Genomic DNA, 22,277 nt, shown 5'->3' on the forward strand with positions numbered 1-22,277 from the left:
GCGGCGATAGCGCGACAGGTATCGGCCCCGGTGAGTGACTAGCTATTGCTCCAGCCGCCGCCGAGGGCGCGGATCAGTTGCACGCTGGCGCGCAGCTGACGTGTTTCCAGGTCGATCACGCTGCGCCGCGCGTCGAGCGCATCGGTCTGGGCCTGGACGACATCGAGGTAACCCACCGCACCTTCGCGATAGCGGTTGAGCGACAGGTCGACCGACCGCTGTGCCGCGTCGGCTGCCGCGCGCTGATCGGTAAGGGCCGCACCCAGGTCGCGCAGCAGGGTGAGGTTGTCCTCGACCTGGGCGAAGGCGTTGAGCACCACGCCGCGGTATTGCGCACCGGCTTCCTCGGTCGCCGCCTTGGCCGCGTCGACACCGGCCTTGCGGCGGCCACCGTCGAATACGCTGAGGAACAAGGTCGGGCCGATCGACCAGAATCGGTTCGGCGCGGTGGCGATGCTGCCCCACGCGCTGCTCTGCCAGCCACCCTGCGCGTCGAGCGTCAGCTGCGGGAAGAACGCGGAACGAGCGATGCCCACGCGCGCGTTCGCGGCGGCCGTGCGCCGCTCGGCCGCCGCGATGTCCGGGCGCCGCTGCAGGATCAGCGAAGGCACTTCGAGAGGTATCGTGGGAACGCGCACGGCGTCGTCATCCGCCGCCAGCGTGAACGTCGACGCGGAATCGCCGACCAGTACCGCGATCGCGTGCTGCACCAGCCCGCGTTGCGCCTGTGCCTGCGTCAACTGCGATTTCGCGTTCGACAACTGGGTCTGCGCTCGTGCCACGTCCAGGCCTGACGCGATGCCGCCATCGTGGCGTGACTGGGTCAATTCGAGTGCGTGGGTGAAGGCATCGATGCTTTCGCTGAGGACCTTGATCTGGCGATCGAAGCCGTTGAGCTGGAGATAGCTGTCGGCCAATTGCGCCTGGAGGCTCAACCGCACCGAGGCCAGGTCGGCCGCCGATGCCGCCTGTTCGGCGGTGCCGGCGGCAACGCTGTCGCGTACCCGTCCCCACAGGTCCACCTCGTAATCGAGTTGGGCACCGATCGTGTAGGAGTTGTAATAGGCAGGCGACGTGGCGCCGCGCAACGGCCGCGTGTCGGACTCGCGGTTACGCGTGGCGTTGCCGTTCAACCCGATCTGCGGGAAAAGGCCCGCGCGCACTTGGCGGGTGAACGCTTCCGATTGCTCGTAATGCGCAAGCGCCGCCGCCAACGTCGCATTGTTCGCGACCAGCTTCGCCTGTAGCTCGTCGAGACGAGGATCGCCGTAGAGTTTCCACCAGCCATTCCGGTCGATGTGATCGGCAGGCTTCGCCTCGGTCCATGGCGTGGCCGCGTTCGCGTACCGCTCCGCCACCGGCACATCGGGTGTCTTGTAGGCAGGTGCGAGCGAGCACGCCGACAGGCCGAGCGACATCAGGGCGGCCGCGACGCTGGCACCTGCCCAGCTCCGGTGGGAGCCGACCCTGTCGGCGATGGCAGGTTGCCGCAAGGTCGAATCGCCGACAGGGTCGGCTCCCACCAAGGGACTGGTCCCCACCAAGGGAGCGGCTCCCATCGGGACGATGTCAGGCCTTGGCATGGTCACCTTCCGCCTTCTTCGCTTGCTCGCCTTCCGCCTTCTTCGGTGGATTGATGCGCACGGTGTCGCCATCGGCGAGGCCGTCCGGCGGGCTCTCTATCAGTCGTTCGCCCGCAGCCAGGCCGGAGCCGAGCTGCACGGTCTTTCCGAAGTCGCGGGCGATGGTCACTTCCTTGAACTTCACCTTGTCCTGTCCGTCGACCACGGCGACACGCAGCCCCGAGTTGTCGAAGACCAGGGCGCTCGCCGGCACGCGTAGCAAGGCCGCGTTCGATGGAAGATCGAAGGTGACGCTCGCATAGCCGCCGGGCAGCAGCTTGCCGTCGGCGTTATCGACCGACACCTGGACCAGCGTGGTACCGGATGCCGCGTTGATCGCCGACGACGACGATTCGACGGTACCCGTGAAGGTCTGACCCGGATATTCCGGCACCGCGAGTTTCACGGTGGCCCCCTGCTTTATGGATGGCGCGTAGTTCTGCGGCACGTTGACGTACATCCGCAGCTTGCGCACGTCGGACACCACGAACAATTCCTGGCCGCCACCCCCGGCATTGATCAAGGCACCGACATCCGTCTCGCGCGCGGTGACCACGCCATCGAACGGCGCGACGAGCTTGGCGAAACCCTTCAGTGCCTCGATACGTTCCAGGTTGGCCTGCGCGGCCTGGGCGAGCGCGTGCTTGGCATCGTAGTCGCCGACCTTCTCGTCCACTTCCTGCTTGGATACGGAGTCGGAATCGCGCATGGCCTGCCAGCGTGCGGCCGTGGTCTTCGCCAATGCCTCGTTGGCACGCGCGCTGGCGAGATCCGCTTTCGCCTGCAGCAGCTGCTGGTCGAGGTCGGGCGTTTCGATCTCGGCAAGCAGCTCGCCGGCCTTCACCTTCTGTCCGATATCCGCCTTCCAGTATTTGAGGTAGCCACTAGTGCGCGCGAAGATCGGCGCACGGGCGTATGCCTGGAGACGGCCCGGCAGATTGAGTTCGCCACCGCCCTGGCCACCCTCGGGAGTGACCACGTTCACCGTCGGCACGGACTGCGATTCCGTCCATTCGCGCAGCTTCCGCGAATCGTTGGCGCGCGTCGCCACGCCGGCGACGACGACGGCCAGGACGACGATCGCGGCGATGATGGCGGCCAGCCGGAGCCGGCGCGGCGGAGGGGTTTGCAAGGTATCAGGCGACATGGACAGGCTCTCCGGAGGTGTTCGCCGGTGTGGGTGACGGATGACCACGACGCGCGTGGATGATGCTGAAGACGACGGGGACGAAGAACAGCGTGGCGGCCGTGGCGAAGACCAGGCCGCCGATCACGGCGCGGCCCAGCGGCGCGTTCTGCTCGCCACCTTCGCCCAGGCCCAGGGCCATGGGGGCCATGCCGATGATCATCGCCAACGCGGTCATCAGCACCGGGCGGAAGCGCACGAATCCACCTTCGAGGGCGGCGGCCGTCGCGTCCCCGAGTTCGGCCAGCCGTTCGCGGCAGAAGCTGACGACCAGGATCGAATTGGCGGTGGCCACGCCCATGCACATGATGGCGCCGGTGAGCGCGGGCACCGACAAGGTGGTGTGCGTGGCGAACAGTATCCAGATGATTCCCGCGATCGCCGCGGGCAGCGCGGTGACGATCACGAACGGATCGCTCCACGACTGGAAGTTCACCACGATCAGCAGGTAGATCAGCACGATCGCGCCGAGCAGGCCCAGGATCAACCCGGAGAACGCGTTGTTCATGGTCTGCACCTGCCCGAGCAAGGCGGTGGTCGATGCCTTGGGCAGGAATTTCTTGTTCGCCTCGATGATCTTCTGGATGTCGGCGGCGACGGCGCCGAGGTCGCGGTCCTGCGTCGTCGCGTAAATCTCGACCATCGACTGGATGTTGTACTGGCTCACCACCGCGTTGGTGGCCGCGCGCGACACCGTGGCGAGGCCTCCGAGGATCTGCGAGCCGGCCGCGCCCGTGCTCGGGCTGATCGGCACGTTCTCCAGGTCGGGCAGGCTGTCGAGGCTGTACTGCGGCGTCTGCATCACGATCGGATAGGACACGCCGTTCTGCGGGTTGAGCCAGAAGGTCGGTGCGATCTGGCTGGAACCGGCGAGGTTCACGCCAAGGCTGTTGGTGACGTCGCGCTCGGTGATGCCCACCTGCTGCGCACGGCTGCGGTCGACGTCCACGTTGAGCGTCGGGTTGGCACGCGACTGCTGGATACGCGCGTCGGCCACGCCCGGCACGCGGCGGATCTCGCGCAGCAGGCGGCTCGCATAGTCGAAGTTCGCCGCGAGATTCGGGCCGCGGATCTGCAGGTCGATCGGCGCGGGCGAACCGAAGTTCAGGATCTGGCTGATGATGTCCGCCGGCGGGAACGAGAACGTCGTGCCCGGAAATTCACGTGGCAGCTGCTCGCGCAACCGGCGCACGTAGTCGGCCGTCGGCGCATGTCCTTCGTTCAGCGCGATCTGGATGTCGCCATCCTGCGAGCCGATGGTGCCGGTGTTGTTATAGGTATTGTTGATACCGGACGAGGACAGGCCGATGTTGTCGACCACCGTCCCGAGCTCCTCCTTCGGGATGACCCGCCGTACGGCATCGGTCACCTCGGCGAAGAGGCGCGCGCTTTCCTCCACGCGCGTTCCGACCGGAGCGCGCACGTGCATGAGGATCTGGCCCGAGTCCACCGACGGGAAGAAGTTGCGGCCGAGCATCGGCACCAGGGCGAAGGAGAGCACCACGAAGGCCATGAAGCCGATGGTGAATACCTTCCGGTGAGCCAGGGCGAGCGCGAGCAACCCGTGGTAGCTCGTGCGGATCTTTTCGAAGCGGGCCTCGAAACGGCGCTGGAAACGGACCAGGGGATTGCGCGACGGCTTCCTTCCCTCGCCGTGCGGATCGTCGTGCGAGTGCGGATGCAGCAGGTACTTCGCCATCGTCGGCACGAGCGTGCGCGAGAGGATGAAGGACGCGATCATCGCGAACATGACCGCCTCGGCCATGGGCACGAAGAGGAAGCGCGCCACGCCCTGGAGGAAGAACATCGGCACGAACACGATGCAGATGCACAGCAACGAGACGAAGGCCGGCGTCACGATCTGCGCCGCGCCATCGAGGATCGCCGTCTCGACGTCCTTGCCGTGTTCCAGGTGCCAGTTGATGTTCTCGATGGTCACCGTGGCATCGTCCACGAGGATGCCCACGGCCAGCGCGAGGCCACCCAGCGTCATGATGTTCATGGTCTCGCCCATCGCCGACAAGGCCGCGATGGAACCGAGGATGGCCAGCGGGATGGACGTGGCGATGATCACCGTCGAACGCCAGCTGCCGAGGAACAGGAGGATCATCAGGCTGGTGAGCGCCGCGGCGATGATGCCTTCGCGGGCCACGCCTTCGATCGCCGCGCTCACGAAGAGGGACTGGTCGCCGATGGGCGCGATCTTGAGGTTGGGCGGGAGTGCGTCCTTCATCGCGGCGACGCGCTCCTTGATGCCGGCGATGATCGCCAGCGTGGATGCCGAGCCGTTCTTCAGCACGGTCATCAGCACCGAGCGGTCGCCGTTCACGTGCACGATGTTGGTCTGCGGTGGCGAGCCGTCGCGCACGTGCGCGATGTCGCGGATGAAGACGGTGGCACCGTTGACCGTCTTCACCGGCAGGTTGCCCAACTCGTCCACGTTCGACGGCGAGTTGTTGAGCTGCACCGTGTATTCGTATTCGCCGATCTTCTGCGTGCCCACCGGCGTGATCAGGTTCTGCGCGGCCAGTGCGTTGGCCACGTCCTGCGCGGACAGGCCGCGTGCCTGCAGGGCCGGCGGATCGATGTCGATCTGCACCTGGCGCGTCTTGCCGCCGAACGGGAACGGAATGGCCGCACCGGCCACGGAGGTCAGTTGTGGACGGATGATGTTGAGGCCGAGGTCGCCCAGGTTCTGCTCGGTGAGGCCTTCGCCGGACAGCGCCAACTGGATGATCGGCACCGTCGACGCGTTGTAGTTCAGGATCAGCGGCGGCGTGGTGCCCTGCGGCAGCTGGCGCAAGAGGGTCTGCGCGACGGCCGTGACCTGGGCATTGGCGGTGCGGATGTCGACGGTCGGCTGGAAGAAGATCTTGATGATGCCGAAGCCCTGGATCGAGCTGGCCTCGATGTGCTCCACGTCGTTCACCGTCGTGGTCAGCACGCGCTCGAACGGCGACGAGACACGTCCGACCATCTGGTCCGGCGGCAGGCCGTTGTACTGCCACACCACCGCGATCACCGGAATCTTGATGTCGGGAAAGATGTCCGTCGGCGTGCGCAGCGCGGCAAGCGGGCCGATGATGAGGATCAGCAGGGCGAGGACGACGAAGGTATACGGCCGCGTGAGTGCGATCCGGACGATGCCAATCATGGGAAGACGGATTCCGAGCGCGATGTTGCGTCGCAGCGGATTTTGCGCCCGGCGGAATCCGCCGCGTAGTTAAGATTTATTTAGGCGGCTGGACACGTCACGGAAAACACCGCGCCCTTCTCGTTGCCACCCACCGACAACGAGAACCCGTGCAGGCGGACGATGGCGCTCACGATGGCGAGGCCCAGGCCGCAACCCGGCTTGGTGCGGGTCTCGTCGCCCCGGTAGAACCGACGGAATACCGCCTCGCGCTCGTTCGGTGGAATGCCGGGGCCTGTGTCGGCGATGTCCACGCGCGCGTCGCCCGTGGGATCGGTGAGCGCCACGAGGCGTACGGCGCCACCGTTCGGGGTGAACTTGATCGCGTTGCCGACGAGGTTGGCGAACGCCTCGAACATGAGCTGCGGATCGCCGCGAAGCGGCGGCAAACGCCCTACGTCGATCTCGAATAGCTGCCCGCGATCCTCGGCCAACGGTGCGTAGAATTCGTGCACGTTGCGCAGCACGGCGCCCAGGTCCATGTTCTCGAAGCAGGCGCTGCGCTGGCGGTCCTCCAGTTCGGATACCCGCAAGAGGGCACGGAACCGGCTGAGGACGGTATCGATCTCGGCGACGCAAGCGTCCAGCTGTTCCGCTTCGGGATTTCCCTCGAACTGCTGCTGCAGGCGATACAGGCGCGTGCGCATCCGCGTGAGCGGCGTGCGCAAGTCGTGGGCGATGTTGTCGGTCACGCCTTTCACCTCGCCGAGCAGGCGCTCGATCTCGGTCAGCGTGGTATTCACCGTCGCAGCAAGCAGGTCCACTTCGTCGCCGCCGCGCGTGACGGGCAGGCGCACGCTGAGGTCGCCTTCACGGATCGGCTCCATCGCCCGCTGGATCGCCCGGATACGCCGTGCGGGCCCGCGCGCGATCAGGACGCCGCCGAGCAGGCCGGGAATGAGCGTCAGCGACAGGCCCCACAGCAAGCCGCGGCGGATGATCGCGCCGATGCCATCGATGGTCGTGCTCTCCTTCGCGACGACCAGGCGGTCGCCATTGGGCAGCACCCGGGTGATGCCACGTGCGCGCATGGTGGCATTGCGGGTCGGGCCGGCAAGGCTGGCGTTGACCGAGCGCACGACGCCCTCGTCGGTCAGTTCCTCGGGCACCTTGCTGATATTGCCCGCGATGCGCGCGCCCTTCGCGTCGAACAAGCCGATCCACATGAAGCCCTGGACGTCGATGGCGCTGGCCGCCTCGACGGTCGCCGGCAGGCGCTGCTGGTCCGTGTTCTCCAGGTAATGGATGCGCGCGGCGAGCATCTGGTCGACCACGCCCGACAGATAACGCGAGGACTCCCATTGCACGACACCCAGCAGCACGACGGACCAGATCGCGAACAGGGCGCCGTAGATGATGATCAGGCGCGAGGTGGCGGAACGCCAGGCGTCAGTCAGCGGGCGCAAGGACATACCCCGAGCCGCGTACGGTGCGGATGAGTGGCGCCTGGCCGGCGCCGTCGATCTTGCGCCGCAGGCGGCCGATATGGACGTCGATCACGTTGGTGCCGGGATCGAAGTGGAAGCCCCACACGTGCTCGAAGATCATCTGCCGCGTCACCACCTGGCCCGCGTTGCGCATCAGGAATTCGAGCAGGCGGAACTCGGTGGGCAGCAAGGTGAGCGCTTCGCCGTTGCGTTGGGCGTTATGGCGGACCAGATCCAGTTCGAGGTCCGCGACGCGCAGCCGCGTATCGTTCGCGCTCGGCCGGCGCCGACGCAGCAACACCTCCGCACGCGCGGCCAGTTCGTCGGGGGCGAAGGGCTTGGTGAGGTAGTCGTCGCCGCCCGCGCGCAGGCCACGTACGCGATCGTCCACATCGGACAGGGCGCTGATCATCAGGACCGGCGTATCGACGTTGCGTTTGCGCAAGGCGGAGACCACGTCGATGCCGTCCATGCCCGGCAGCATGCGATCGAGGGTGATGATGTCGTAGCCGTCTTCCAGCGCGCGCTCGAGGCCGTCACGGCCGTTGGCCACCCAATCAGCGGCAAGGCCGTGCGCACCCAACTCCGCGACGATGTCGCGGGCGGTCACTTCATCGTCTTCGATGACCAGGGCCCTGGGCATCAGGGTTCACTCCGCATGGGCTGAAGGCAACGGAAAACGGCCCCTCGCGGGGCCGTTCCGGATCTTACGCCAGTTCAGAGGATCAGGCCGCGATGGCGACGCGCATCTTCTTCATGGCATTCGCCTCGATCTGGCGGATGCGTTCGGCGGAAACGCCGTACTCGTCCGCAAGATCCTGCAACGTGGCCTTGTTGTCCTCGGCCAGCCAGCGGCGCTGGATGATGTCGCGCGAGCGATCGTCCAGGTTGCCCAGGGCGGAGGACAGCGCACCCATCTGGTTGTTGCTGGCATCTTCCTCGGCGAGGTTGTCGTACGGATCGGCGCCCTCGTCGACGAGGAAGGCGGCCGGTGCCGGCTTGTCGTCGTCATCCGCGTCGGCCGGGGCCTCGAAGCCCACGTCGCGACCCGAAAGCCGCGATTCCATCTCGCGGACGGTGGCTTCCGGCACGCCCAGGTCCTGCGCGACGACGCGCACTTCCTCGGCATTCATCCAACCCAGGCGCTTCTTGCTCTTGCGCAGGTTGAAGAACAGCTTGCGCTGCGCCTTGGTGGTCGCGACCTTCACGATGCGCCAGTTGCGCAGGATGAATTCGTGCATCTCGGCGCGGATCCAGTGCACCGCGAAGCTGACCAGGCGAACGCCCTGGTCCGGGTCGAAGCGCTTCACCGCCTTCATCAGGCCGATGTTGCCTTCCTGGATGAGGTCGGACAGCTGCAAGCCATAGCCGTTGTAGCCGCGGGCCACATGGACCACGAAACGCAGGTGGGACATCACGAGCTGCTTGGCGGCGTCGAGATCGGCGTCGTCGTGGAAGCGGCGCGCCAGCGACTGCTCCTCGTCAAGGCTGAGCACCGGGATGCGATGGACCGCCGAGATATAGGAATCCAGACTGCCAACGACGCTCGGTAGCCCGTAGTTACGGGTGGCGAGGGCTTGGGACATGTGTGGAACCTCCTGAAAGTCTGTATGCAGATTAGCAGTCCCGAAGTGAGAGTGCTAAGTCAGCCCGAAGTTCATATCGGTTAACTGTACGCAATGGTACAGAAATACCCTCCGGCTGTCCAGAGGACCCGGGGGAAGGTATTCAGGAGGCAGACGGCAGGCCGTCAGCAGTTGGCCGCCAGCTGGCGCTAGCCGACCGTGGTGGGAGCCGACCCTGTCGGCGATCCCGCGGCAGCGGGCCGGGTTACGGCAAGCACCCATCGCCGACAGGGTCGGCTCCCACCGGGCTGGGTAAGCATGCGTCGTCGCGAGAGCTATGCCGCTGTTGCGCCTACTTATATTTAGGCAGAAATCCGACTTTAAAGACCCCGGCGCAGCGCTACCTTGATCTCCCCCTCCCCACGAAAGTCCCATGTGAGATACTTGAGCCTCCCAAAGGAGATCACCCTCATGACGGCACGGCGGTCGGATAAGCCGGTGAAACCCCTGGCGCAGCCTTCGGGGCCCTCCGCGGCCAGAGCACCCGCCATGGAAGGAACGGTGTCGCCGGTGAGGGTATGGACGCTGAAGCGAACCAGCCACTCGCGGACGTCCTTCCCCGGTTATGCGCACCTGCTCGTCGGCTCGATGGACGAGCGCGTCAGCGCGGTGCGCGCGGGCTTGCCATCCGACCAGGTGAAGGACCTGGCCAACGCGCTCCGTATCGGTGAAGACAACTTCATGGGTTACCTGGGCCTCAAGCGCTCCACCACGCGCCGGAAGATCACCCAGAGGCGTTCACTGGCGACCGACGAATCCGAGAAGCTTCTCGACGTGGGCCTGCTGATCGCACAGGTGGAACAGATGGTCGGCGAGAGCGGCGACCCGGAAGGCTTCGATGCCGCGGCCTGGGTGGGGCAATGGCTGCAACGCCCCTTGCCCGCCCTAGGAAATCGCAGGCCCATCGAACTCTTGGACGTTTCGGAGGGGCGCGCGACGATCTCCAACCTGTTGCGTCAGGCGCAGACCGGAACCTTCGCTTGAACGGCGAGGATACCGCCACCGTCGTCTGGCGCATCGCCACCGAGGCACCGAACTATGGTGCCGACGATCTCGGTGGCGCCGGTGCCGCCGTCTCCGGTGGTCGCTGGAACCGGCCCGGCACGCCGATGGTCTACTGCGCGTCCTCGATCTCGCTGGCGACCCTGGAAACGATCGTGCACCTGGGCGTCGGCGACCTGCCGTTGAATCGTTACCTGATCCGCGTGGACTTGCCGGCGGACCTCGTCGCCGAGGCTCAATCCGTCCGTGCGGAGGACGTCGCGGGCTGGGATGCGCATCCACCGGGGAAAAGTTCGCTCGATGCCGGGGAACGCTGGGTACGCGGCCGCCGCTCCGCGTTATTGATCGTGCCTTCCGTGATCGTGCCGGAAGAAACGAACGTGCTGATCAACCCCGTCCATCCGGACTCGAAGCACATCAGGGCGACCCGGATGAGACGCTACACCTACGACGCCCGCGTTCACGCGTAGCGGCGAGTCCTAGGCGACGAGTTCCGCCCTCGGCGGCAGCGACCAGTCGATCGGCGGCTCGCCACGCGATTCGAGATAAGCGTTCGCCTGCGCGAAGTGGCCGCAGCCCATGAAGCCGCGATGCGCGGACAGGGGCGATGGGTGCACGCTGCGCAGGATCTTGTGGCGCCTGCCGTCGATCAGCTGGCCCTTCTTCTGCGCGTGGCTGCCCCAGAGCATGAAGACGAGGCCTTCGCGTTCGCGGTTGAGGGCATCGATGGCGGCGTCGGTGAAGCCCTCCCAGCCCTTGCCCTGGTGCGAACCCGCCTGTCCCGCCCCCACCGTGAGCACCGCGTTGAGCAGCAGCACGCCACGGTCGGCCCATGGCGTGAGGCAGCCGTGGTCGGGACGCGGGATGCCGAGGCAGTCCTCGATTTCCTTGAACATGTTCTGCAGCGAGGGCGGCACGCGCACGCCGGGCCGCACGGAAAAACTGAGGCCATGCGCCTGGCCGGGGCCATGGTAGGGGTCCTGGCCGAGGACGACGACGCGCACCTTGTCGAACGGCGTGTGCGCGAACGCATTGAAGATGTCCGGCCCAGGTGGGTAGATCGTCTTGCCCCGCGCCTTCTCCTCGCGAAGAAAAACCGAGAGCGCCCGCATCTCCGGACGATCGAGGTAGTCGCCGATCCTTTCCTTCCAGGACGGCTCGAGCTTCACGCGATCGTTCAACTTTCCGCCCTGTCGCGAAGGTGCAAGGCCACCCGGAGTTGGAACAGCAGCTTGGTGATGAGCAGCTTTTCCTCGACGGGTTTCTCGACGAGGTCGTTGGCGCCGGCGCGCAGGAGCGCCGCCTGGTTCGCGGGATTCTCGTCACCGGTCATGATCAATGTGGGCAGTTGCCCCTTGCCGTAGCCGAACTCGTTGCGGATGCGCTCGACGAGGTCGCCACCGGTGAGCTCCCCCTTGAGGCTGACATCGGTAAGGACCACGTCGGCGCCGATCTCGCCACGCGCCCTGGCTTCGCGCAGGTGCGTGAGCGCGTCCTCCGCGCTGATGACATGGCGCACGGTAAGACCGTACTTCTCCATCATGCGTCGGGTGGCGAGCGCCACCACGCGGCTGTCCTCGACATAGAGCACCTCGCCTTCCGCGCCGCCCTCGGGACGCACGTAGCCGCGGATGAATTCGGCCAGGGCACCGAAACCCAGGGACTTGTCGAAGTAGTCGGTGACGAACTCGCCCAGCTCGCGCCGGTGCAGGCGCGCTTCGACATCGCCCGAGACCACGACGATCGGCATGTAGATCTGCGGCGCGGACTCGCGCACGAAACGCGCCACGTCCAGTCCGTCCATGTCGGGCAGGCGCAGGGCCACGGTGACGAAGTCGAAGACGCCACGCTGCAACTCGGCTTGCGCCTCGGCACCGGTGGACGCGCCCACGATCTCCACCCCCGGTACCTCCGCGTTGACCACGCGCGCGATCAACTGGCGAACGACCTTCGAGCCGTCCACCACGAGCATGCGAGGCGTCGCGCCCGCGACACCCGAACCGATGTGAGATCCCACCCCGCCCTCCCCCTGTCAGGCCGCCGCGGCGCGGCGAATCTGCCGTGCGCTGACGAGCCGTGCACCGAGCCACCCCAGCACGGCAGAAGCGAAGGGTACCGAAAGCAGGAGCCAGGCGGGGAGTCCGCCGAAGCTCACGCTGCCGTCGTATGCCGCGGCAAGGCGGCCGACGGGCCCGGCGAGGGCCAGTTCGAGGACCACGGCCAGTGCCACGGAAAGCACACCCGCCAGGAAGCCCAGCCAGATACCGGCATACAGGTACGGACGGCGCACGAACGGACGGCTGGCGCCGATGAGCAGGAGCACGCCGATCTCGGCGCTACGGCTCTGGATGTCGACACGGATCGTGTTGCCGACCACCAGCAGGGCGGCGACACCGAGCAACAAGGCCAGCAGGCTGACCGCGCGGGTACCCACGCCGAGCAGGGCGTCGAGGCGCTGCCGCCATGCACCGGTGTCCTGCACCATGTCGACACCGGGCGTGGCCTTCATCGAATCGACGAGGCGACCGATGTCCTCGGCCGACAAGCCCGGCTTGGGCTGCACGGAAAGCACGTAAGGCAACGGGTTGGCATCGAGCGATTGCAGTGCGCCGGAGAAACCCTGTACCTCCGCCAGTTCGTCCAGGCCATCCTTCGGCGTGCGCACGACGATGTCGGCCACCTCCGGACGGCCGCGCAGGGCGGAAGCGGCGGTCTCGGCCACGCCCGCGTTCTGGCCCGGTTTCATGAATGCGCTGATGGACTGGTTGCGGCCAAGCGCATCGCCCATCCGCTGCACGTTGCCGAGCAGGAGGTAGAAGGTCAGCGGCAGGGCGAGCGCCACGCCCATCACGGCCACGGTGAGCAAGGTGCCGAGTGGCCGGGCGCCAAGGCGGCGCAGGCTGATCGACATGCTCCAGGCATGGTGTTCGCGCCACGCGCCCACCTTGCGCGGCTCGCTGCGACGGGTCTTTTCCGGCTCCGGCGCGCGGCGCGGCTCGCGGACGGTGTTCATACCACCTCCATCGCGGGGACGTCGGCGACCAGCTTGCCGTGATCGAGCACGACGACGCGTTTCTTCATTCGCTTGATCAGCATGAGGTCGTGGCTGGCGACGAGGACGGCGGTGCCGACCGCCTGGAACTCGGCGAACAGCCCCATGATCTCCATCGCCAGTTGCGGGTCGAGGTTACCGGTGGGCTCGTCGGCGATGAGCACGGCAGGCTTGGCGACGATGGCGCGCGCGATGCCCACGCGCTGCTGTTCGCCGGTGGAAAGCGCCTCGGGCAATTGTTTCTCGTAGCTGAGCAGGCCGACTTTTTCCAGCGCAGCCCGCACACGGCGGCCCCGATCGGCTGGCGAGACACCCGCGATGATCAAGGGCAGTTCGACGTTGGCGAAGACGCTGCGGTCCAGCAGCAGGCGGTGGTCCTGGAAGACCATGCCGAGCTTGCGCCGGATCTTGGGAATCTCGGCAGGGCGTACGGTGTTGAGCTTGCGGCCGTCGAGGGTCACCACGCCGTTGGTCGGGCGCTCGATCATCGCCAGCAGTTTGAGCAGCGTGCTTTTCCCCGCCCCGGAGTGACCCGTGACGAAGGCCATTTCGCCCGCCTCGACGCTAAAGGACACATCGGTAAGGGCCTGGTGATCGCCCTCGTACCGTTTGCTCACCAGATCGAAACCGATCACCGCGTCACCTGTTGGCCCGTGAAGCCACAGAGGATAAGGGATGTGGTGTTGCTTTTGCGGGGCCGCTTTCGGTGGGAGCCGCTTCAGCGGCGATTGGGGCTTGCCTCGAGCTGGCCCGCTGCCGCGGGATCGCCGACAAGGTCGGCTCCCACCAGGCTGCCTCGACTTGGCCCGCTGCCGCGGGATCGCCGACAAGGTCGGCTCCCACCAGGGCAAAGAGCATCGCCGGCATAGCCGGCTCCCACAGGGGGAGCAGTGGCTCGGCGGGTCGGCTCGGTGGGAGCCGACCCTGTCGGCGAAGGGTGCTTGCCTCAGCGCCCGCCGAACAACCGGCCGATGCGGCGCAGGAGGCCGACCTTTTCCTTGGCGGGCGGAGCCGCCGGCGCGGACGCCGGCCGGCTGGCCGTCACCTGACGCGAAGGACGGCGGTTCGGGTTGGACTGGCCTTCCGCATGCCGCGGAGCACCGGGCTGCTGCTCCTTGACCGTGGACCGCGCCGAGGCGCCGTTGCCGGCCGACGAAGTATTGCGACCACCGTTGGAGCCTTCACGGCCACCGTTGCGCCGGTTCGCACCGTTATCGGCATGGCCCGCGCCGCCGGCGTTGCCGCCCTCGGCACCCTCACGGGCACCGCGGCCACGACCGCCGCGACGGCGGCGCTTCTTCGGCGCGGAGGCATCGGCCATCGCCTGGGCGGCGGCTGGGAGCTCGGCGACCGTTTCGGCGACGACCACGGTCTTCATCGGCACTTCGGTCGACACGGCGTCCGCAGCCGCGGCCGGCCTGTCTTCGCGCGGCGGACGCGGGCGGCGCTCGCGGCTGCCCGAACGCTCTCCGGCACGGGGACCGCCACGGCCGTCGCGACCGCCACGGCCAGCCTTCTCCGGCGGCGCGCCGCGGGTCGGAATGTGCCCGTCGTTGTCGTTCGGATCGTCGATTTCATCCTGCACGCCATCCGCGCGCGGACGCGGCGGCGGCATCACCAGCATCTTCGCGTCGATGGACGCGGTTGGAATCTTCTGATTGATGTAGGTCTCGATGTCGGGCAGGCCCATGGCATAGAGGTCGCAGGCGAAGCTGATCGCATCGCCCTCGGCGCCAAGCCGCGCGGTACGGCCGATGCGGTGGACGTAGTCCTCGGCATCCTGCGGCAGGTCGTAGTTGAACACGTGGCTGACCGCGGGAATATGCAGGCCGCGGGCGGCCACGTCGGTGGCCACGAGCAGGTCGATCTGACCATCCTGGAATCGCTGCAGCAGCTTCTGGCGCTTCACCTGCGGCACGTCGCCGGAGATGGCGCCGACGCGGAAGTTGTGCCGCTTCAGGCGGTCGGTGATGCGCTCGGCGGCGGCCTTGGTGTTGACGAAGATGATGCTGCGCTCGGTCTTGCTCTCTTCGAGCAGGTTGAGCAGGAGCGGCATCTTCTCTTCCTTCGACGGGAAGTAGACCACCTGGCGAACGCGGTCGGCGGTGACGTTCTCGGTCTCCACCACGAGCTTTTCGGCCTCGTGCATGTGCTCGTACGCGAGCTCGAGCACGCGGTGGCTCAAGGTGGCGGAGAACAGCAACACCTGGCGTGCCTCGCGTGACGGCAGGCGGCGGAAGATGAAGCGCACGTCCTTGATGAAGCCGAGGTCGAACATGCGATCGGCTTCGTCGATGACCATGACCTCGACGCTGCCGAAGCCGAAGACGTCCTGCTTGTAGTAATCGAGCAGGCGGCCCGGCGTGGCGATGATGATGTCGCAGCCGTCGCGCAGCTGCTGGCGTTGCTTGTCGTAGTCGACGCCGCCGTAGATGAGGGCGCTGCGCAGGCCGGTGGCCTTGCCGATGGTCTGGAAGTCCTTCTCGATCTGGATCGCCAGTTCGCGGGTCGGCGCGATGATCAGGGCGCGGGGATCGGAATCCTTGCGATCCAGATGCGCCGGGTTCTTCAGCAGGCGGTCCATCAGGGCGACCAGGAAGGCGAAGGTCTTGCCGGTACCCGTCTGCGCCTGTCCGGCGACGTCGCGGCCGGTCAGGGCGATCGGCAGGGTCAGCGCCTGGATCGGCGTGCAACGGGTGATGCCGGCGGCGGCGAGGCCCTGGTGGAGCAGCGGATGGAGGTCGAGGTTTTCGTAGAAGACGTCGGTGAGAACGGTTTGGGACATGTGGATGAGTGACCTGGAGTCTCGCGCCACGGATACGCGGCGTCGCCCCGGCGGCAGGAATGGGCCGCGGGGCGGTGGGTGATCCGGTCGGCGGCGTCACGGGAGAGTCGGCAGGCGCCGGTTGCGACCGGCGGCCGTACGACGCGCCCGGCGCACGATGGCCGGAGGCGGCGGCGCGCGACCCGACGGTTCCCGCTGGCATAGGTGAAAAGGCTGTTAACCGCGAGAGCGTGCTCACCTATGTCAACGAGAACCATCCCGTCGGCGCCCTTGAATCGCTTGAATCGCGCCCCTAGTTGGGTTGGAATGAGGGCCGCCGGCTGCAATGGCCAAGACCTTCGGTTCCGGTTGGACCCGCGACATGGGGCTCCTTAGTGTAGCCGATGCGGGCGTCACGGTCGTCAACCCCCTTTCACCCCCTTCCTTGGAGATCCCGGTGAGCGAAAAGATCACCCACACGAGCGACGCTGCGTTCCAGAAGGACGTCCTCGATTCCGATACCCCCGTCCTGCTCGACTTCTGGGCGGAGTGGTGCGGTCCCTGCAAGTCGATCGCCCCGGTCCTGGACCAGCTTGCCGACCAGTACGACGGCAAGCTGAAGATCGTGAAGATCAACATCGACGAGAACCAGAACACCCCGCGCAAGTTCGGTGTTCGCGGCATCCCGACCCTGATGGTCTTCAAGGGCGGCAAGGTCGAGGCGACCCAGATCGGCGCCGTCGGCAAGAGCCAGCTCGACCAGATGATCCAGAAGGCGATCTGATCGTCTTAGCTGTACGTTTCACTTCCGCCGCCGCGTGAGGCGCTTTACGCCGCGCCTCACGCGATGCTAGGCTTCAGGAGTTCGCCGGGACACCGCTTGTCCCCCACGTCGCGAACCCTCTCCCATTCTTCTTTCAACGGCGCCCCGTGAGGTTTGCCCGTGTCCGATATCGAAACCAAAGATTCCATCGACGCCAAGGGCGCCGGCGACCAGCCTGCGACCGAGCCGCGTCCGCGCACCCGCCGCAAGGCACCGGCTTCGGCCGATGCTCCGGCGGTAGAGACGAGCGCCCCGCCGCCGGCTCCCGCCAGGGCGGCGGCGCCTCCATCCCCACCCACGCCGCCACCGCTTCCGCCGGCCCCGCAGGCCGAGCTCCAGCTGGGTAACACGCAGCAGCAGCCCACGCCGCAGAACGAGCCGCGTGACGGCAACCAGGGACCATCCCAGGGTGGCGGCCAGCCGAACAACCCGCAGCAGGCGCGGGGCGACAACCCGAACCAGCAGCAGAACCCCAATCGCGCCAACGACCGCAACGAGCGTGACGGCCGCGGCCGCCGCCGGCGCAACGAGCGCAACCAGCAGCGCCAGGGCGGCGGTGGTGGCGGCAGCCCGGGCAATAGCAGTGGCGGCGGTGGCGGTAACTACCAGCATCCGCGCAACAACAACGGCTATCCCGTCGACGACGACGAGAACGCCGACGCCGGCAGCAACGATCGCCTGATCAACCTGACCGAGCTCAAGCGCAAGAACGCCATCCAGCTGCTCGAGTTCGCCGAATCCCTCGGCGTCCGCGAAGGCGTGGCGCGCCAGCGCAAGCAGGACGTCGTCTTCAACATCCTCAAGGCCCACGCCCGCTCCGGTGGCGGCATCTGGGCCGAGGGTGTGCTCGAGATCCTGCAGGACGGCTTCGGCTTCCTGCGCTCGGCCGACGAGTCCTACCTGGCCGGTCCGGACGACATCTACGTCTCGCCCAGCCAGATCCGGCGCTTCAACCTGCGCACGGGCGACTACATCACCGGTCGCGTCCGCCATCCGAAGGAAGGCGAGCGCTACTTCGCGATGCTCAAGGTCGACGACATCAACGGCGATCCGCCGGAGGCGTCGAAGAACAAGCTCCTGTTCGAGAACCTCACCCCGCTGTTCCCGCGCAAGTCGTTCAAGCTCGAGCGCGGCAACGGGTCCACCGAGGACATCACCGGCCGCATCCTCGACCTCGTCGCCCCGATCGGCCGCGGCCAGCGTGGCCTCATCGTCTCCCAGCCGAAATCCGGTAAGACGATGATGCTGCAGAACATCGCCCAGGCCATCCAGTACAACCACCCTGACGTCCACCTGATCATGCTGTTGATCGATGAACGCCCGGAGGAAGTCACGGAAATCGCCCGCACCGTTCGCGCCGAAGTCATCAGCTCCACCTTCGACGAGCCGGCGGTCCGCCACGTGCAGGTCGCCGAGATGGTGATCGAGCGGGCCAAGCGCCTGGTCGAGCACAAGAAGGACGTGGTGATCCTGCTCGATTCGATCACCCGCCTGGCCCGCGCCTACAACACCGTGGTGCCCAGCTCCGGCAAGGTGCTCACCGGCGGCGTCGACGCCAACGCCCTGCAGCGCCCGAAGCGCTTCTTCGGCGCGGCGCGCAACGTCGAGGAAGGCGGCAGCCTCACCATCATCGCCACCGCCCTGACCGATACCGGTTCGAAGATGGACGAGGTGATCTACGAGGAGTTCAAGGGCACCGGCAACATGGAAGTGCACCTGTCCCGCCGCATCTCCGAGAAGCGCGTCTACCCGGCGATCGACATCAACCGCTCGGGTACCCGCCGCGAAGACCTGCTGATCGATCCGGACCTGCTCGCGAAGATCTGGATCCTTCGCAAGCTGCTCCATCCGATGGACGAACTGGCCGCCATGGAGTTCATGCTCGACAAGATGAAGAACACGAAGTCCAACGACGAGTTCTTCAATTCCATGAAGCGCTGAGCGCTCCACGGGAACTTGCGAAGAGGCCGCCCAAGGGGCGGCCTCTTCGTATCCGCGCCCCGTCCACCGGCTTTTGCTACGCTGCGCCGCCGGCCATCCCTTTTGGCCACGAAGACGCGCCCCCATGTGGAGCGGCTACCGGCCTAAAGCCCAACGTCAAGGAAAGTCCGTGTCCATCCCCAGCGCCGCCAAGAGCACGCCGATCGGCGACCGTCACGACCTGGTCGCCTACCTCGCCGAAGGCGAGAAGCCGCGCGAGGCCTGGCGCATCGGCACGGAACACGAGAAATTCGGCTTCTATACCGACGACCTGACCCCGCCGCCCTTCGTGGGCGAGCGCCCGGGCATCCGCGCGGTGCTCGAGGGACTGGCATCCCGCTTCGACTGGGACATCGCCCGCGAGGGCGAGACGCCCGTGGCGCTGACCAAGGGCATGGCGAACATCACGCTGGAGCCCGCCGGCCAGCTGGAATTGTCCGGTGCCCCGCTGAGGTCCGTGCACGAGACCTGCGACGAGGTGACGAACCACCTGAAGGAAGTCCGCTCGGTGGCCGAGGAACTCGGCATCGGCTTCCTCGGCATGGGTTTCCAGCCGAAATGGCGCCGCGACCAGATGCCCTGGATGCCCAAGGGCCGCTACAAGATCATGCGCGAGTACATGCCCAAGGTCGGTTCGCTCGGCCTCGACATGATGACCCGCACCTGCACCGTCCAGGTCAACCTCGACTACGCGAGCGAGGCCGACATGGTGAAGAAATTCCGCGTCGCCCTGGCCTTGCAGCCGATCGCCACGGCGCTGTTCGCCAACTCACCCTTCACCGAAGGCAAACCCAACGGCTACAAGTCGTACCGCTCGCACGTCTGGACCGATACCGACGGCGACCGCACGGGCATGCTCGATTTCGTCTTCGAGGATGGCTTCGGTTATGAACGCTACGTCGACTACATCCTCGACGTGCCGATGTACTTCAGCTATCGGGACGGCCAGTACGTCGACCTGTCCGGGCAGGACTTCAAGAAATTCATGCGTGGCGAACTGCCGGCCCTGCCCGGCGTGCGGGCGACGATGAAGGACTGGGCCGATCACCTGACGACCGCCTTCCCCGAAGTGCGCCTGAAGCAATATCTGGAAATGCGCGGCGCCGACACGAGCACGTGGAATTCGCTCTGCGCACTGCCGGCATTCTGGGTGGGCTTGCTGTACGACGACGTGGCCCTGGATGCGGCCTGGGACCTGGTGAAGGACTTCAGCAAGACCGAACGCCATGCGCTACGCGACGGCGTGCCGAAGGAGGCGCTGGCCCTGCGCTTTCGTGGCCACACCGTGCGCGAGCTTTCGCTGGAAGCGCTGAAGATTTCCGAAGCGGGTCTGAAGCGTCGCAACCAGCTTGGGAACCGCGGCGCGGACGAATCGATCTATCTCGATCCCCTGATGGAGATCGCGCTCACGGGCAAGACGCAGGCCGACGTCAAGCTCGAACGATTCCTTGACCCCGAGGACTGGAACGGAAGCGTCGATGCGGTCTTCCGCGAATACGCCTACTAAAAGCATCGCCGACCGTGTCGGCGATTCCAGGCAACAAAAAACCTCCCCGTCGCCGGGGAGGTTTTTTTTGACCGTGTATCAGCCGATCGCGTGAGCGATCAGAACTGGTACTTGGCCGACACGCTGAGCAGGTTGCCCTTGTCGTCGTTCTGGCCGACCAGGCGATCGCCCGTCGAGCTCGACACGCCGGCGATGTGCGCCTTGTTCACGAAGATGTGCGCATAGCCTGCGTTGATCTCGAAGCGCTCGGTGGCCTTGTAGCCAAGGCCGAAGGCCAACCACTTGCGGGTCGAATCCGGCACGCGCGGCGAACGGGTATCGTCGTAGGTCGGGGTGCTGTCGACGGCCACACCACCACGCAGGGTGAACTTGTCGTCGAGGTAATACTCGCCACCGACCGATGCGAACCAGCTGTTGCGCCAGCTGTAGTTCTCGCTCGTGGACGGCTGGTTCGGGTTCGAATAGTTGACCGTGAGATCCTTGAACGAATCCCACTTGGTCCACGACAGGTCGAAGCCGAGGCCGAACTTCTCGTCCTGGTGCCAGAAGCTGGCCGTGGCGATCGCCGGCGTGGTGAAGCCGGCACGGCCGTCGGTGTGCGTGAACGGCGGCTGGCCGCTGCCCAGCAGGGCACCCACGGTCGGGTTCGACAGGACGGCGGTGACATTGGTCGGCATCGTGAAGTTGCCGGTGCCTTCCAGGGTGTGCTTGATCTTGCTGCGGTAGTTCAGCGCGATGCGATCGTTCGGCGTGAGCTTCCACAGGCCACCGACCTGCCAGCCGTAGGCCCAGTCGTCACCCTTGATCTTGGCGTAACCATCGCTGCCCGGGGGAACGACCGCGGCGTACTGGGTGGCGAGCGCACGGGCGACGGCCGGCGACAGCTGGCCCGCGGCGGCGGCGCGCTGGATCAGGCCGAGGCCGACGGTGTTGTAGTTGATCGCGCTGGTCAGTTCCGCGCTCGTCTTCTGCGCGATGGCGCTGACGCCGACGGCGAAGTCGTCGGTCACGTCGAACGAAGCCGACAAGGTCACGTCGAACGACTTGAAGTCCGACTTCACGCCGTTATAGCGGCCCTTCCAGTCGGAGTCGTATTCGGTCTTGAAACCGAACGGCGCGGTCAGGCCAAGGCCGAGGTGCACGCGATCGCTGACCTGGGTGGCGAAGTACATCGCCGGGACGGGGATCGTGGTGCCGGCTTCGCCGCCGTTGCCACCGCTGATCGGACGGCCCTGCGCGTCGGTCGCCGTGCCATGGAACTTGGTGCTGAAATTGATGCCGGTGACATCGGCCTGGAACACGTTGCCCTTGAGCATGGACATCGCGGCCGGGTTGTTGACGATGACGGAGGCGTCGTCACCCGCGGCGGTGGAGCCGGCGAATGCGCGGCCCAGGGCCTTGGCGCTGTTTTCCTTGAGCTGGAAAGCACTGGCGTGGGCGGCCTGCGGAGCGACCAATGCACCGGCGATGGCCAGCGAAAGGGCGGCGACGGCCAGCGGACGGGTCGAAAGGTTCAGCTTCTGCATGCGGAGTGGCTCCTGCTTTTTGTTCTGCTCTGGGGCGACGGCGCGCGTAGAAAGCGTAAAACTTTCCCCTTTTCATACGCGCGTTTAACATTCTGGCTGCGAACTCTGGACGATTTGACGTCCGTTTTGCAAGTGCGAATGCAACAAAGATGAAACGGTTACCACTTACAGGCCTCCCACCCGCGCCGGGTTTTGGTAGGGTAGGCAAACGAGCCGCCAAGCGAGACCTGCCGTCATGCACTGCTTCGTCTACGCCAGTCAGCGCAAACCCGACACCTATGTCTGGCTCACCCGCCGCGAGGGCTTCGATGTCCTCCCCGAGCCGCTCGTCCTCCTGTTGGGTGAACTCCGTTTCGTGCTCGAGGTGGAGCTCGCGCCGGAGCGCCGTTTGCCACACGAAGATTCGGAGCGCGTACTGGCGAACCTCACCGCGCAGGGCTGGCACATGCAGACGCCACCCAACGAAACACTCAGCGTCTGTAACCAGCCGAACCACAATCGCGAGATCGACCCGGACCAGTTCGTCGTCCGGGCCTGACAAAGCGTCGTCCGCGCATGGCCAGGATGTGC

18 protein-coding genes are annotated in these 22,277 nt (G+C 66.3%); 6 read left to right on the plus strand and 12 right to left on the minus strand.

Annotated elements, in window-relative coordinates; genetic code table 11:
* Window positions 1-38 precede the first annotated feature (38 nt).
* From AB6730_RS11970 to rpoH, 6 genes are all read right to left on the minus strand, one after another.
* On the minus strand, window positions 39-1,523 hold the full coding sequence (locus AB6730_RS11970; RefSeq protein ID WP_371023872.1) for an efflux transporter outer membrane subunit: 1,485 nt from the start codon (window positions 1,521-1,523) through the stop codon (window positions 39-41).
* A gap of 46 nt (window positions 1,524-1,569) precedes the next feature.
* Window positions 1,570-2,769 (minus strand): efflux RND transporter periplasmic adaptor subunit, encoded by a 1,200-nt coding sequence (locus tag AB6730_RS11975; RefSeq protein ID WP_371023833.1) that lies wholly within the window; start codon window positions 2,767-2,769, stop codon window positions 1,570-1,572.
* Complete coding sequence (locus tag AB6730_RS11980) at window positions 2,759-5,962, minus strand: efflux RND transporter permease subunit (RefSeq protein WP_371023834.1); 3,204 nt, start codon at window positions 5,960-5,962, stop codon at window positions 2,759-2,761. The genes AB6730_RS11975 and AB6730_RS11980 overlap by 11 nt, the downstream gene beginning before the upstream one ends.
* 80 nt (window positions 5,963-6,042) lie before the next feature.
* Entirely contained in the window at window positions 6,043-7,413 is a 1,371-nt protein-coding gene (locus tag AB6730_RS11985) for an ATP-binding protein (protein ID WP_371023835.1), read from the minus strand.
* Window positions 7,391-8,071 (minus strand): response regulator transcription factor, encoded by a 681-nt coding sequence (locus tag AB6730_RS11990; protein WP_371023836.1) that lies wholly within the window; start codon window positions 8,069-8,071, stop codon window positions 7,391-7,393. Before AB6730_RS11990 ends, AB6730_RS11985 begins: the two co-directional genes overlap by 23 nt.
* Before the next feature lie 82 nt (window positions 8,072-8,153).
* Window positions 8,154-9,014: an RNA polymerase sigma factor RpoH gene (gene rpoH / locus AB6730_RS11995; RefSeq protein ID WP_371023837.1), complete on the minus strand. Its 861-nt coding sequence runs from the start codon at window positions 9,012-9,014 to the stop codon at window positions 8,154-8,156.
* 450 nt (window positions 9,015-9,464) lie between these two features.
* Here rpoH and AB6730_RS12000 point away from each other — a divergent pair, with 450 nt between their 5' ends.
* Both AB6730_RS12000 and AB6730_RS12005 read left to right on the plus strand, forming a co-directional pair.
* Window positions 9,465-10,037 carry an antitoxin Xre/MbcA/ParS toxin-binding domain-containing protein gene (locus AB6730_RS12000; protein ID WP_371023838.1) on the plus strand — a complete coding sequence of 191 codons (573 nt, stop codon included), beginning with the start codon at window positions 9,465-9,467 and terminating at the stop codon, window positions 10,035-10,037.
* Window positions 10,034-10,525, plus strand: coding sequence for an RES family NAD+ phosphorylase (locus tag AB6730_RS12005; RefSeq protein ID WP_371023839.1), 492 nt, complete (start codon window positions 10,034-10,036; stop codon window positions 10,523-10,525). Before AB6730_RS12000 ends, AB6730_RS12005 begins: the two co-directional genes overlap by 4 nt.
* 9 nt (window positions 10,526-10,534) lie before the next feature.
* Here AB6730_RS12005 and ung read toward each other — a convergent pair whose 3' ends face one another.
* From ung to AB6730_RS12030, 5 genes are all read right to left on the minus strand, one after another.
* Window positions 10,535-11,236, minus strand: coding sequence for a uracil-DNA glycosylase (gene ung / locus AB6730_RS12010; protein WP_371023840.1), 702 nt, complete (start codon window positions 11,234-11,236; stop codon window positions 10,535-10,537).
* The gene (locus AB6730_RS12015) at window positions 11,233-12,027 is read right to left on the minus strand and encodes a response regulator (protein WP_371023873.1); all 795 of its coding nucleotides are present in this window, start codon (window positions 12,025-12,027) and stop codon (window positions 11,233-11,235) included. Before AB6730_RS12015 ends, ung begins: the two co-directional genes overlap by 4 nt.
* A 60-nt stretch (window positions 12,028-12,087) precedes the next feature.
* Window positions 12,088-13,068, minus strand: coding sequence for a permease-like cell division protein FtsX (gene ftsX / locus AB6730_RS12020; RefSeq protein WP_371023841.1), 981 nt, complete (start codon window positions 13,066-13,068; stop codon window positions 12,088-12,090).
* Window positions 13,065-13,742 carry a cell division ATP-binding protein FtsE gene (gene ftsE / locus AB6730_RS12025; protein ID WP_306848048.1) on the minus strand — a complete coding sequence of 226 codons (678 nt, stop codon included), beginning with the start codon at window positions 13,740-13,742 and terminating at the stop codon, window positions 13,065-13,067. Before ftsE ends, ftsX begins: the two co-directional genes overlap by 4 nt.
* A 311-nt stretch (window positions 13,743-14,053) precedes the next feature.
* Window positions 14,054-15,892: a DEAD/DEAH box helicase gene (locus tag AB6730_RS12030; protein WP_371023842.1), complete on the minus strand. Its 1,839-nt coding sequence runs from the start codon at window positions 15,890-15,892 to the stop codon at window positions 14,054-14,056.
* A 436-nt stretch (window positions 15,893-16,328) separates the two neighbouring features.
* Here AB6730_RS12030 and trxA point away from each other — a divergent pair, with 436 nt between their 5' ends.
* From trxA to AB6730_RS12045, 3 genes are all read left to right on the plus strand, one after another.
* Window positions 16,329-16,655, plus strand: coding sequence for a thioredoxin TrxA (gene trxA, locus AB6730_RS12035; RefSeq protein ID WP_371023843.1), 327 nt, complete (start codon window positions 16,329-16,331; stop codon window positions 16,653-16,655).
* 159 nt (window positions 16,656-16,814) lie between these two features.
* Window positions 16,815-18,635: a transcription termination factor Rho gene (gene rho / locus AB6730_RS12040; RefSeq protein ID WP_371023844.1), complete on the plus strand. Its 1,821-nt coding sequence runs from the start codon at window positions 16,815-16,817 to the stop codon at window positions 18,633-18,635.
* 169 nt (window positions 18,636-18,804) lie between these two features.
* Window positions 18,805-20,181 (plus strand): glutamate--cysteine ligase, encoded by a 1,377-nt coding sequence (locus tag AB6730_RS12045; RefSeq protein ID WP_371023845.1) that lies wholly within the window; start codon window positions 18,805-18,807, stop codon window positions 20,179-20,181.
* Window positions 20,182-20,279: 98 nt separating this feature from the next.
* Here AB6730_RS12045 and AB6730_RS12050 read toward each other — a convergent pair whose 3' ends face one another.
* The gene (locus tag AB6730_RS12050; protein WP_371023846.1) at window positions 20,280-21,707 is read right to left on the minus strand and encodes an OmpP1/FadL family transporter; all 1,428 of its coding nucleotides are present in this window, start codon (window positions 21,705-21,707) and stop codon (window positions 20,280-20,282) included.
* Between the two features lie 235 nt (window positions 21,708-21,942).
* Here AB6730_RS12050 and AB6730_RS12055 point away from each other — a divergent pair, with 235 nt between their 5' ends.
* Window positions 21,943-22,245 carry a YcgL domain-containing protein gene (locus AB6730_RS12055; RefSeq protein WP_371023847.1) on the plus strand — a complete coding sequence of 101 codons (303 nt, stop codon included), beginning with the start codon at window positions 21,943-21,945 and terminating at the stop codon, window positions 22,243-22,245.
* The last annotated feature ends 32 nt before the right edge of the window (window positions 22,246-22,277 follow it).

The organism is Luteibacter sp. RCC_6_2 (assembly GCF_041360655.1).
Taxonomy (GTDB): domain Bacteria; phylum Pseudomonadota; class Gammaproteobacteria; order Xanthomonadales; family Rhodanobacteraceae; genus Luteibacter.